Annotated in this window: 12 protein-coding genes and 2 pseudogenes; 5 read left to right on the top strand and 9 right to left on the bottom strand. The window is 69.1% G+C overall.

The genetic code is table 11. The features are described 5' to 3' along the window. Positions 1-98: 98 nt before the first annotated feature. Positions 99-1,781, top strand: coding sequence for an AMP-binding protein (locus RCO28_RS29170; protein WP_308944282.1), 1,683 nt, complete (start codon positions 99-101; stop codon positions 1,779-1,781). Between the two features lie 32 nt (positions 1,782-1,813). Further along, positions 1,814-2,647: an alpha/beta fold hydrolase gene (locus RCO28_RS29175; RefSeq protein WP_308944339.1), complete on the top strand. Its 834-nt coding sequence runs from the start codon at positions 1,814-1,816 to the stop codon at positions 2,645-2,647. On the opposite strand, the gene RCO28_RS29180 is transcribed toward RCO28_RS29175, so the two are convergent. Continuing rightward, complete coding sequence (locus RCO28_RS29180) at positions 2,616-3,191, bottom strand: LuxR C-terminal-related transcriptional regulator (protein ID WP_308944283.1); 576 nt, start codon at positions 3,189-3,191, stop codon at positions 2,616-2,618. The two genes, RCO28_RS29175 and RCO28_RS29180, sit on opposite strands and share 32 nt — an antisense overlap. Before the next feature lie 379 nt (positions 3,192-3,570). On the opposite strand from RCO28_RS29180, the gene RCO28_RS29185 reads away from it, so the two are divergent. From RCO28_RS29185 to RCO28_RS39490, 3 genes and pseudogenes are all read left to right on the top strand, one after another. Beyond that, positions 3,571-4,719: an FAD-dependent oxidoreductase gene (locus tag RCO28_RS29185; protein ID WP_308944284.1), complete on the top strand. Its 1,149-nt coding sequence runs from the start codon at positions 3,571-3,573 to the stop codon at positions 4,717-4,719. Between the two features lie 535 nt (positions 4,720-5,254). Next, positions 5,255-5,507 (top strand): annotated as a pseudogene (locus RCO28_RS39485) (ATP-binding protein); the annotation flags it as partial. 12 nt (positions 5,508-5,519) lie between these two features. Next, positions 5,520-5,771: pseudogene (locus tag RCO28_RS39490) on the top strand (ATP-binding protein); the annotation flags it as partial. A gap of 178 nt (positions 5,772-5,949) precedes the next feature. Here RCO28_RS39490 and RCO28_RS29195 read toward each other — a convergent pair. From RCO28_RS29195 to RCO28_RS29230, 8 genes are all read right to left on the bottom strand, one after another. After that, positions 5,950-6,678, bottom strand: a complete 729-nt coding sequence (locus tag RCO28_RS29195; RefSeq protein WP_308944285.1) for a cation transporter — start codon at positions 6,676-6,678, stop codon at positions 5,950-5,952. Positions 6,679-6,680: 2 nt separating this feature from the next. Further along, on the bottom strand, positions 6,681-7,016 hold the full coding sequence (locus RCO28_RS29200) for a metalloregulator ArsR/SmtB family transcription factor (RefSeq protein WP_308944286.1): 336 nt from the start codon (positions 7,014-7,016) through the stop codon (positions 6,681-6,683). A 127-nt stretch (positions 7,017-7,143) separates the two neighbouring features. After that, the gene (locus RCO28_RS29205; RefSeq protein WP_308944287.1) at positions 7,144-7,830 is read right to left on the bottom strand and encodes an SCO family protein; all 687 of its coding nucleotides are present in this window, start codon (positions 7,828-7,830) and stop codon (positions 7,144-7,146) included. Between the two features lie 40 nt (positions 7,831-7,870). Further along, a complete protein-coding gene (locus RCO28_RS29210; RefSeq protein ID WP_308944288.1) occupies positions 7,871-8,260 on the bottom strand; it encodes a metalloregulator ArsR/SmtB family transcription factor in 390 nt (129 codons plus the stop codon). 61 nt (positions 8,261-8,321) lie between these two features. Continuing rightward, positions 8,322-9,074 carry a cytochrome c biogenesis protein CcdA gene (locus RCO28_RS29215; RefSeq protein WP_308944289.1) on the bottom strand — a complete coding sequence of 251 codons (753 nt, stop codon included), beginning with the start codon at positions 9,072-9,074 and terminating at the stop codon, positions 8,322-8,324. 117 nt (positions 9,075-9,191) lie between these two features. Then, positions 9,192-9,833 (bottom strand): vitamin K epoxide reductase family protein, encoded by a 642-nt coding sequence (locus tag RCO28_RS29220; protein WP_308944290.1) that lies wholly within the window; start codon positions 9,831-9,833, stop codon positions 9,192-9,194. After that, positions 9,830-10,498 carry a thioredoxin domain-containing protein gene (locus RCO28_RS29225; protein WP_308944291.1) on the bottom strand — a complete coding sequence of 223 codons (669 nt, stop codon included), beginning with the start codon at positions 10,496-10,498 and terminating at the stop codon, positions 9,830-9,832. The genes RCO28_RS29220 and RCO28_RS29225 overlap by 4 nt, the downstream gene beginning before the upstream one ends. Positions 10,499-10,901: 403 nt before the next feature. Next, positions 10,902-11,948, bottom strand: a complete 1,047-nt coding sequence (locus RCO28_RS29230) for an NlpC/P60 family protein (RefSeq protein WP_308944292.1) — start codon at positions 11,946-11,948, stop codon at positions 10,902-10,904. Positions 11,949-12,033: the final 85 nt, after the last annotated feature.

The raw sequence follows: 12,033 nt of genomic DNA on the forward strand, positions 1-12,033 counted from the left end.
CAGTCGACGTAGCCCTTCGAGGTGATCGTCTTCGGCCTCCCCTGCGCACGGGTCCGACCTAGCGTCTGAGCCGTTGATTGTCGATCGAGGAGGTTGTGGTGCCGTCGGACAAGGCTCGTCACCCGTCGTATGTCGCATCGGAAGCCGTCGGCTTCTCCATCCCGGAGAGCCTGCTGCGGGCCCGGCCGTCCACCGGACTCACCGTCCTCGACAACGACTTGACCCCCACGCGTATCCCGTACCGGGAGCTGGCAGGACTGGCCGAGACGGCGGCCAAGTCTCTCCGCGCACAAGGTGTTTCAGCGGGCGACCGGGTGTGTCTGCTGGCTCCGACGTCCAAGGATCTGCTCGTCACGCTCTTCGGTGTGTGGCGGCTCGGTGCGGCCCCCGTGGTCCTGCCGCGTCCACGACGGGCGGACGCGGACGCGTTCGTCGAGGAGGTGCAGCGCAGGGTGAAGGCCGCGGCGCCCGCGCTGTTCGTCACCACGGACAGCACCGCCGCGCTGTTCGCCGACCGTCTGTCGGTTCGCACGGTCAGCCTTCGGCAGCTCCGCAAGCTCACCTCTCCGGCAGCGGCGCCGCTGCCGATGCCGTCGCCCGACAGCATCGGACTGCTGCAGTTCACATCGGGCACCACAGCCGCGTCCCGCGCCGTCCCCGTGACACAGGGCCAACTCATCGAGAACATCGCCGCGACAGGCGAACACACCGGCTTCGGCGCGCACGACGTCTACGTCAGCTGGCTGCCCCTGTACCACGACATGGGCATCGTGTCCCTCGCCGGAATGACGTCCGGCGGTGCCGACGTCGTGATGATGGCGACCGAAGCGTTCATGGAGCAGCCTGCCGGCTGGATGCGCACCATCAGCGACTACGGCGGCACGGTCACCGCCGCGCCCAACTTCGCGTACGGACTCGCGGCCAAGGTCCAGTCCCTGCGGCCCGCGGCACTGGATCTGTCGCCGCTGCGCGTTGCCATCAACGGCGCTGAGACGATCGACCCGGCGGCACTCGCCGGTGTGCAGAGCGTCCTGGGCGGCGTGGGCTTCGGCTCCACGGCCATGTGCCCGATGTACGGCCTGGCCGAAGCGACCCTGGCGGTCTCGGGGAGCGACCAGGCGACCCCGGCCCGGATCATCGAGCCGCTCGATGCGGGCGAGGGCGTCGGCATCCTGGGCGACGTCCGCCCGGAGCGCCGACTGGTGAGTTGCGGGGCTCCCCTGCCCGGTACGGAGGTTGTCATCCGATCCGAGGACGGCTCTCTGCTGCCCGCCGGAGCCGTCGGAGAGGTCCTGGTCAAGGGGCCCGGTGTGACGCCGGGTTACTGGAGTGCCGGCGGCCACGTCGACTCGCACGGCCTGCTCCGGGACGGCTATCTCGCTACCGGCGACCTCGGATTCCTCGACGACGGCGAGCTGGTGATCTGCGGCCGCATCAAGGACATGGTCATCGCCGGCGGGCGCAACCTCTACCCGGAGGACTACGAGGTGGTCACCGAGCGGGTCCGGGGGGTGCGGGCCGGGAACGTCGTCGCGTTCTCCCTGCCGGGCCAGGAGCGCATGGTGGTGGTGGCCGAAGGGCGCGGCACCGGCCGTATGTTGCAGGACCTGGGCGAGCGCGTGATGGAGAGCCTGCGCCGCTCGGCGGAGCACGCCCCGCACGAGCTCGTGTTCATCAAGCCCGGCACCCTCCCGAAAACCTCGTCGGGCAAGCGGCAGCGGCGGGCAGCGCGAGCTCTGTACGAGCAGGGGGAACTCGAAGTCCTGCACACGGCCCGCTGAGAGGAGGTGAGAGGAGAACAGTCATGTCCGTGATGAACGTGTCGAGACCAGAACCCGCCGGTGAGCCCGCCTGGCTCCTCCCTCCACCACCGACTGCATCCGCACAGGCCCTGACGTTGCTGTGCGTACCGCATGCCGGGGCGGGTCCGGGCATCTACCGCCCGTTCGCCCGCCCCCTGGCTCCTCGGGTTGCTCTGCGTCCCGTACACCTGCCGGGTCGTGAATCCCGCATCGGAGAGCGGGCGTTCGAGAACGTGACCGATGCGGTCAAGGCTCTCGTGCCTCGGCTGGTACCTCAACTGCGCGGTCGATTCGCCGTGTGGGGGCACAGCATGGGCGGCTTTGTCGCCTTCGAGTTGGCGCGTGTCCTGGAGGCCCGTTTCGGGATGCGCGCGGAAGGTCTCGTCATCTCCGGCTGTCAGGCTCCCCGATCGCCGGGCCGCGAACTGCTCCCACAGCGACGGGAGTTGAGCGACAACGCACTGTGGTCGAGTGCCGTGGAGCTGAACGGGATCCCCGAGGGCGTGATGCGCAGTCGCGAGCTCAAGGCCCTGCTCCTGCCCACACTCCGGGCGGACTTCGCCGTCTTTGAAACGTACGCGTACCGGGAGGGGCGCAGGCTGAGCTGCCCCGTCCATGTCTTCGCCGGGGAGGGGGACTTCGAGGCACCGGCGGCCGACATGCAGACATGGGAGGAGGAGACCCGTAGCGCCTTCCGGCTCACGGAGATGCCCGGAGGCCACTTCTTCCATCTGGACGATGTGACGGGGTTCAGCGACCTCCTGGCCGACGCCCTGTGCGGACAGCGCGCCGGCCAGAACGACCGTCAGGCGGTCACATCGCGCGCTGTACGGACTCCAGGTTGACCAGGCCCAGACGTATTCCGCTGGCCACGGCCATCGTGCGGTTCTGACAGCCGAGTTTCACCAAGATGTTGGCCACGTGGCGCTTGACGCCGTGTTCGGTGATCCCCATGCACTTGGCGATCTGCCGGTTGCTCAGCCCGGGCGTCATCAGTTCCAGCACTGTCAACTCCCGGGCGGTGAGCCGAAAGCGTGCATGAAGGCCCTGTGGTCCGGCGTCCGCAGCGAGGGCGAACAACTCCCGCATGGTGTTGCGGGAGACCGAGACCGTCCCCCGTCCCAGTGCGTCCAGGGTCTCGGCGAAGGAGCCGTCGGACAGGTCCTCCTCGCGGAGGACCGCGTCGATGGGAAGTTCCGCGGCGACCTGCAGACGGTCTCGGTCCAGACGATCACGGTCCCGGGACCCGGCGAGGAGCACCAACCGGGTGCAGCAGCATGACCAGAGCGGTCGGAGATGACGGACCCGTTCCGTGAGCGAACGGATCGACAGCAGCACCGTGCACGCACCACCCAACTGCAGCGAGGGAACTTCTTCCGGATGCGCCACCGCAGTCAGAGCAGTCCCCGGACGCGCTTCCGCAAGCAGGTGCTGCAGCCCCCGCCGCGTCATGGAATGGGGCTCGATGAGGACGGTGGCTCGCCCGCCTCCCCTCACAGAGCAGTCCTCCCCCTTCCGACACTCTGATGAATCAGCCCCTGTGATCTGTCTACTCAGCATCGAATAACCCCCGTATGGCATCCGGATGTTGCAGGTACGAGCGAATCGGCGGCGGCTCGGCGCCACCGCCGCCCAGTCGAGAACCACCTGCAGAAACTGAAGGTATGTTCCATACCGACGCCATGTACTGTGGTGCGCAGTAGTTCGAGTGTCAAGCTAGATCACGTTGTGTAACAGCCGTTGTTGCAGGCAAGAGGGGGAATTGCTGATGAACGTCGATGTCGCCGTCGTGGGAGGCGGAGCCGCAGGTGTGGACGCGGCGGTCGCTGTTCGGGAGCAGCAGCCAGGCAGCTCCGTTGCCCTGATCAGCCCGGACCAGAGCCTGCGCTACCGGCCCTGGCTGGTCTACCTCCCCGCGGGCGCCGCCTCCGCGGCGGACATGACGATGCCGCTGTCCGACATCGCCGACCAGCACGGATTCGAGCTGGTGCACGGCCAGGTGACGCAAGTCGACCCGGAGGCTTCGCAGATCACCATCGGACCGGAATCCGCGATCGTCGAGTACAAGCAGCTCATCCTCGCTCCGGGCGCACCCGCGGACCGCGCACGTATCGCCGGAGCCGAGAAGCACGCGATCTTCCCTTGCGATGCGGACGGCGCTCAGGAGCTGATCGACCGCCTTGCGGAACTGTCCGAAGCCACCGTGCTGTTCGTGCTCACCGGCGAACGCATCGGCCCCGGGCTCGAGTACGCCGGGTGGGTGGCTCGTGCGGCCCGGGCGAAGGGCCGCGAGGGCATTCGCGTCACGGTGGTGGAGGACGGTGACGCCCTGGACCGCCAGTTCGGAGTTCGCGCCGCCGATCGCATCCTGCAGCAGGCGGCGACCCTGGGCATCGAGAGCATCAGGCACGCGCGCATCGAGCAGGTGGCCGATGGTGAGCTGCTGCTCGCCGAGCGGAGGGTCCGCGCAGACCTCATCTGCGTGACCAGCCCGCTGCGCGGACCCGACCTCGGCTTGCCGGGCCATCTTCTGAACTCACGCGGCATGCTGACGGTGGACCCCACACTCGCTGCGCCCACTGCCCGAAACGTCTTCGCCGCCGGCGACTTCAGCGACGTACAAGGCATGGACGCAGAACTCCCGAAGACGTGGATCATGGCGCGCCTGCAGGCGGAGACCGCGGCCCGTAATGCCGTGGCAGCGCTGCGAGGCGAGCCGGCCGCAGAACTCGACAGGCGCAAGGTGACGCGGATGTCGGCGATCTCCATGCCCGACGTCGGCGGGCAGACGGTCTTCGTCCGCAATCGCAAGCCCGTCGTCGGAGGCAGCTGGCCGCTGCGGCTGCGGTACCGCATGGACGCCAAGTACCTGGCGCGCTACCGCACTTCACCCGGCGCCACGCGCCCCAGTATGTAGCTTTTCCGCGCCCAGCCCCACGGGCTCACCTGGATCCGGTGGGGCTGCAGCGCGTGCCAGTGTCGCCAGACGGGCTCGTCGCCGACGAGCCGGCGCCGGGGCCCGACAGCAGGGTCCCGGCCGTGCTGCGACCGGGAGTTGACCAACCCAGAGGTTTCACTTGCACTCGATGCGCCCCGGGGTGACCGGGCTGCTCACGGTCAACACATCGGCCGAACCCGACGACGTCCTCATCGCCGAAACGGTCGACGAGGCCGGATACGGCCTCCTCGGCAGAGCCTGACCCCTGACCGGGTGGGGCCGACAGTCCCCGCCCCCACGAAGAAGTTGTACCGCAGGCCGGGCGTCGTGGCGACCGTCGAATACGCCACCGAGAAGGTCGTGAAGTCACCGTGCTAGTAGGTGAGTTGAAGTAGGCGACCACTTCCCCCCTCGTGCGGCCCTCCGGGAGGATGGCCGCCGACGGCACGCCCATCTTCACGACACTGCCGTCCCGCCACCCCCTTACTGGCTCACACATTCGACGCAGCAGGCGATCACACAGCTCCGCCGAGAGCCCGGCCTGGGTGGCGTGAGTGGCCGCCCAGGCCCAGCCTCGGCCCGCGGAGGCCGACTCAAGCTCCCCACCCACCGCATGACCACCGCCGTCGCAGCGGGCGCCTACCCCTACCTCGCCGAGGGCGGCCTCGGCGCCCAGGGCATCTCCGTCGGCCGCGACGTGCACGCCGAGGCTGCCTTCACCTACGACCCGTTCGCCCTCTACGACCGACTCGAAGAGTTCACAACCCGAACATCCTCCTCGCGTACCCTGCGACCGCAAAGGCGAATGGACTGTGGCGGCACAGGAGTTGGGCGGCCACACCATCGCTCTTGACCCCGGCCTCCCCGGCTGCCTGAACCCCCTCGACGCACCCGTCCGGCCGCCCGGCGTCGACGAGTACGCCTGGACCGGCGAGGTCCGCAAACGCCGACTCCTCCGCCTCGGGTCGCTCGCCGAAACCGTCCTGCGCCGCGACCTCCGACCCATGGAGCACACAGCCCTCGACGTCGCAGGGTACGAAGGGCTCGCCCGGTCCCACAGGAGAAGGTTGCGAAGGTCGAGCGTTCTGGTCGAAGGTTGTGCGGCTATCCACCAGGGCCGGTTCGCCCCTGGACCGATTGGCCTGACCGTCCACCGACGCGAATCGGACCCCAGCGTGATGCCGGGGTCCGATTCGCGTCGGTGGACGGTCAGTTGCAGCAGTCGCAGCCGGGGCGGCAGCCACAGGAATCCGTTCCCGCGCTGGCCGGAGAGGCGGACGCGGCGGCGGCTGACGTGGGTGCGCAGCAGCCCTTGCCCTGCCAGGCGTCGCGGCCTTCCTTTACGGCGATGGCGGCGATGACCAGGGCGGCGATGGGGTCGGCCCAGGACCAGCCGAGGGTGGCGTTGAGGACCAGGCCGAGCAGGAGTACGGCCGACAGGTAGGTGCACAGCAGGGTCTGCTTGGAGTCGGCGACCGCGCTCGCGGAGCCGAGTTCGCGTCCGGCCTTGCGCTGGGCGGCGGACAGGAACGGCATGATCGCCAGGGACAGGGCGGCGATGACGATGCCGGGGATGGAGCGTTCGGCTTCGCCGGTGCCGGTCAGGGCGCGGACGGCGTCGACGGAGACGTAGGCGGCGAGCGCGAAGAAGGAGACGGCGATGATCCGCAGGGTGCGTTGCTCGCGCGCTTCTCGGACGGCGTGGTCGCGTGCGGAGAACTGCCAGGCGACCGCGGCGGCGGAGGAGACTTCGATGACGGAGTCGAGGCCGAAGCCGATCAGGGCGGTGGAGGAGGCGATCGTGCCGGCGGTGATGGCGACGATCGCCTCGATGACGTTGTAGGTGATCGTGGCCGCGACCAGCAGACGTATGCGCTTGGCGAGGGCGTCGCGGCGGGCCGGGGAGGGACCGAGGGATATCGATATCTCGGCGGTCATGGTCAGCAGCAGTCCTTCTCGTCGGCGTCGATGCAGGTGCGGTCGGTGGCGACGGCCACCACGGCAGTGCGCAGGTCGTCCAGTGCATGGCCGAGACGGGGGTCGGCGAGTTCGTAGCGGGTTCGGCGCCCGTCGGGGACGGTGACGACCAGGCCGCAGTCGCGCAGGCAGGCGAGGTGGTTGGACAGGCGGGTGCGGGAGATTTCGAGGGTGTCGGCGAGGTCGGCGGGGTAGGCCGGCGCCTCGCGCAGCGCGAGCAGGATGCGGCAGCGGATCGGGTCGGCCAGGGCCCGGCCGAACCGGGTCAGGGCATCGAGGTCGGTGGCGAGGGTCAGCATGCCCATTACGATACACGTGTAGCTGAATTCAAGAAACCTTGAACTCTACTGGAAGGGTGCTCGCACACCCGCACGCACGTGGTGATGCTGCGCCTGGCCCTTGGCCGGGCCGCAGTGACCCTGCCGGTCAGCTCGCCGGGGACTGTTTGCCGCGCGCGAGCAGCGGCAGGTCGTGCGTGAAGCTGGCGACGGGGGTGTCGCTGGTGTAGACGACGTGCCCCTGGTTGGTGGTGGGCAGGAAGGCGAGGGTCTGGGCGCCGTGGTCGGAGGTGACGGTGCCGTCGTGATGCTTCTTCGGGTCCTCCACGGCGATACCGAGGCCCTTCGCTGCGGTCTTGACCTGGTTCAGGTCGCCGGTCAGGCCGATGTAGCTGTCGTCGAAGGAGGCCAGCCACTTGTCCAGCACCTTCGGGGTGTCGCGTTCGGGGTCGGTGGAGACGAACACCACGCTGGTCTTCTCCCGCACCTCCTTGGGCTGTTCGCGCAAGGCCAGAGCGATGTCGCTGAGGGTGGTGGGGCACACGTCGGGGCAGTTGGTGTAGCCGAAGAACAGCAGCACTGAGCGTCCCTCAGTGTCCTTGCGCAGGTCGAACGGCCTGCCCTCGTCGTCGGTCAGCTTCAGATCCGGCTTGGCGAACGGCTGGTCGAGTTCGGTGCCCTTGTAGGGGGAAGCGTCGCCTTCCTTGCTGACGGTGTTCGCTCCGCCGGCCGGGGCGGGATCGCCCTCGGTGCCGCACGCGGCCAGCGTGAGGGCGCAGGCCAGGGCGAGAGCGGCCGCGGCGGAGCGGCGGGCGGGGGTAGGAAGGGCAGTCATCCGGGTCTTTCCGATCGGGCGAGCCGCAAGGGGCGGCGGTTCAGGCGGGCTTGGCGGCGGTGGGGGTGGGGGTGGGGGTGAGCAGGGCACCGAGCAGGTCGCGGCCGCGGTCGGTGAGCGTGTACATCACCAGGCGGCCGTCGCGGCGGGAGGCGGCCAGGCCGGCGGTGCGCAGCATCCGCAGGTGGTGGGAGACGAGGTTCTGTGCCTGGCCGACGACCCAGGCCAGGTCGCACACGCACAGCTCGCCGCCCGCCGCGAGTGCGGCGGCCACGCCGAGGCGGGTGGGGTCGGACAGTGCCTTGGCCGTCTCGGCGGCCTTCTCCAGCGCGGGAAGCTCGGGCATGCGGACGCGGATGTCCTCGGCGACCGGCAGGTCCAGGCACAGCAGGTCGCAGGAATCCGCCGCACCGGGCTGTTGCGTACTCACCTCGAAGTACCTTCCTTCGTGTCGTTCGTGAGCGCGGCCCTCGCAGGCCGGGCCGGGGTGGTCAGATGCCGACGGTGAAGCCTGCGGACCAGGATTGCATCTGGCTGATCAGGTAGCTCCAGACGCCGGTGACCATCAGCAGCCCAGTGGCGATCATCATCGCGCCGCCGATCCGCATCACCCAGACGTAGTGGGCCTTGACCCAGGCGAACACGCCCAACGCCTTGCGGAACGCCAGCCCGGCGGCGAGGAACGGCAGGCCAAGGCCGGCGCAGTAGGCGACGGTGAGCACCGCGCCGCGGGTGGCGCTGGCCTCGCTGAAGGCCAGCGCCTGCACGGCGGCCAGGGTCGGGCCGATGCACGGCGTCCAGCCCAGGCCGAACAGCACCCCGAGGAGCGGCGCGCCGGCCAGCCCCGCGGCCGGGCGGCGGTGCAGCCGCCACTCCCGGCTCATCCCCGGCAGCACCCCCATGAACGACAGGCCCATGACGATGGTCAGCGCCCCCAGGACCCGGATCAGCACGTCCTGATACTCCAGGAGCGTGTTGCCGGCATAGCCGAATGCGGCGCCGAAGGAGACGAACACGGCTGTGAACCCGGCCAGGAACAGCAGCGTCCCGCCCACGATCCGGCCCCGGCGGGCCTCGGCGAGGTCAGCGCCACTGACGCCGGTGACGTAGGACAGGTATCCGGGCACCAGCGGCAGCACGCACGGCGAGAAGAACGACACCGCCCCGGCCAACGCCGCGAGCGGCAGCGCCAGCAGCAACGAGCCGGTCAGCACGGTCGGCTCGAGGCCCGCAGCGATCAGCATGACTCACCCCTGAACGCCGAGGCGAGCACAGAAGCAAGCGGTGCCGACGCGGGGCCGCAAACACAGTTGGTGGTCATCTTGAAGACTTTCGGAAGGACACAGGAAGGGCATCCCCGGTCAGACGAGGGTGGTCCAGTACAGCCAGAACCGCTGCAGGATCAGCACGGCAATGAGCAGGTACCAGCAGGTCAGCACCACACCGTGGTAACCGGCCACCACTCCGACGGCCCGGCGCACCCGCTCGGGCACGGGCAGATGCCCGCGGGCGAGCGCGTGGAGGGTGGTGTACCAGAAGACGGGGATCATCACCGACCACACGACCATGCAGTACGGGCACAGCGCGTCGATCCGGTACAGGCTCTGGAAGATCAGCCAGTGGATGAAGACCACACCGAAGACGACGCCGGCCTGAAGCCCCCACCACAGCCGGCGCGGCAGCACCGCGCCCGTCAGGAGCACCACGCCGACCGTGGTGACCACGGCGAAACCGGCGATACCCAGCAGCGGGTTGGGGAACCCGAACACCTCCGCCTGCGGCGTACTCATCACCGACCCGCAGCTCAGGACCGGGTTGATGCTGCACGACGGGCTGTACGAGGGGTCCTTCAGCAGGGCGACCTTCTCCACCGTCAGCGCGAAGGCGGCCAGGAACCCGATCGCGCCCCCCACCGTCAGCACCCACGCCACAAGACGCTGCCCCACCGGCCCTGCGGGCCCACCGCCGGGCGCCTGGACGGCGGCAGGCGCGGCCAGGCTCACTTGGCCAGCTCCGCCTCGATGGCCGCCTTGAAGTCCTGCTCCGACTGGATCTGCGGGCGCTGGCCGTTGATGAAGAACGTCGGCGTGCCCTGCACCCCGAGCTTCAGGCCGTCCTGGCGGTCCTTCTCGACCCGCTTCGCGGTCGCCGGGTCCTTCCAGTCCGCCTCGAACTTCTTCATGTCCAGGCCCAGTTCACGCGCGAAGCCACGGAAGGTCTTCTCGTGCGAGACCTGCTGGTCGCCCCAGCTCTCCTGGGTCTCGTACATCTTCTGGTACATCGCCTCCAGCTTCCCCTGCTTGGAGGCCGCCTCCACCGCACGGGCGGCCAGCTCGGCGTTCTTGTGGGCAGGGATCGGGAAGTACCGCATCACGAACGTCACCCGTCCCTCGTACTCCTCGCGCAGCTGCTCCACGACGGGGAACGCAGCCCGGCACGACTCGCACTCCAGGTCCAGGAACTCCACGACGGTCACCTTGCCGTCCTTCGCCGTCGACAGCCGGTGACTGTCGGGCCGGACCAGCACCGAAGCCGGGGCGGCCTTGTCCTGGCCGTCATCCGCGCGGTCCTCGGACGTCTCGGGGGTTCCGTTGGCCGCCAGCAGCGCACCAACCACCGCCAGTACGAGGGCGACCAGCGCCAGGGAGATCTTCAGGTTCTTCGTCATGAGCCTTCTGCCGATGAGGAGAGACAGGGGAACGGGCACGCGCGCCTCCCCCACCCCGGCATCCCGCAGCCTGGCGACGCATCGACACACTAACGGACATTGATGTGTCGCTGGACAGTGCCCCAGAAGTGGCCCCTCTGCGGGGGCACGTACGTGATCACGGCCATCCCTGCAAGGCACACCAGTGCGTACGAATCCGCAACCGCCCCTCACCGTCAGACCGGAACCATCGCCGCCCCCGTGACGCCCACCGTGCACGCATCGAGCGGGGACCGGTCCACCCTGTCCCAGGCCGCGTGAACCACCGCGTGCAGCACGAGACTTGGCCGCCGCCCCGCTCCGCGCGGGCGGCGGCCGCTGCACGAACAGGGTCGAGGCAGCGGAAAATGCCTCTCAAACGCGCTCAACTGATGCGAACGCCCCACATGAACGGCATGCCGCTGGTGCTGATCGGCTCATAGCGCACCTGCGCCCCGGGCTTGGGCGCGTGGAGGATCTGACCGTTGCCGGCGTAGAAGCCGACGTGGCTGAGGTCGTCGCGCATGATGATGAGGTCCCCCGGCTGGAGTGCGCTCAGGGAGTCGATCCTCGTACCGGCATTGGCCTGCGCCTGTGACGTACGGGGTAGGGAGACGCCCGCCTGCTTAAAGGCCCAGGAGGTCAGTCCGGAGCAGTCGAACGAGCTGGGGCCGGAGGCGCCCCAGACGTACGGCATGCCGACCCTGCTCTTGGCGGCGCTGAAAGCCGCAGCGGTGCGCTGCGACGCACTCGCCTCGTTGCCGAGTTCGGCCCGCTCGCTGGCGCGGTTGGCGCGCTCTTCCTCCGCGGCGATCTTGGCGCGCTCCTCTGCCGTCAGCGTGTTGAGGAGCTTCTGGGCCTTGCCGAGCTTGCCCTGGATTTCCTTCTTCTTCTCGCGCAGCTCTTTCTGGGTACCGGCCAGGTCTTCCAGCTTCTCGGCGGCCTGTTGGCGCTGCTGGTCGAGGGTGCGCTGCTTGGCCTGGGCGAGCTTCAGTGTGGCGGACTGCTTGCTGCCGATCCGGTCGAGGGCGGCCGCCTTGTCCAGGTAGCCGTCGGGGTCGGAGGACAGGAACAGCTGCACGGACGGGTCGATCCCGCCACCTCGGTACTGTGCGGCCGCTATGGAGCCGAGCCCGCGCTGGAGTTCGTTGAGCTCTTCGCGGCCACGGGCCACGACATCCTGCAGATCGCCGATCTCCTTCTGCAGTTTTTCCCGCTTCTCGTTCGACCCGTTGTACTTCTCGGTGGCTTGCGTCGCCTCTTCGTAGAGGCGGTCGACCTGGGCCTTGACGCCCTTCTTGGTGGGATCCGGCAGCGGGTCGGCCTGGGCCGACGGTGCGGAGACGACAATGGCTGCGGCGGTTGCGGCGGTCGCGCCGACCATGGACGTGTATGCCCGGCTCGGCTGCTTGGGTCGACGGTGTGACGCCACGGGGCAAACTCCCTCTCCTCCGCCGCCACCCCGGGTGGGTGACCGACAGCCGCGAAGAACTGAGGCCAGAGCTTAACTGCTAAGC

The organism is Streptomyces sp. LHD-70 (assembly GCF_031157275.1).
Lineage (GTDB): Bacteria > Actinomycetota > Actinomycetes > Streptomycetales > Streptomycetaceae > Streptomyces.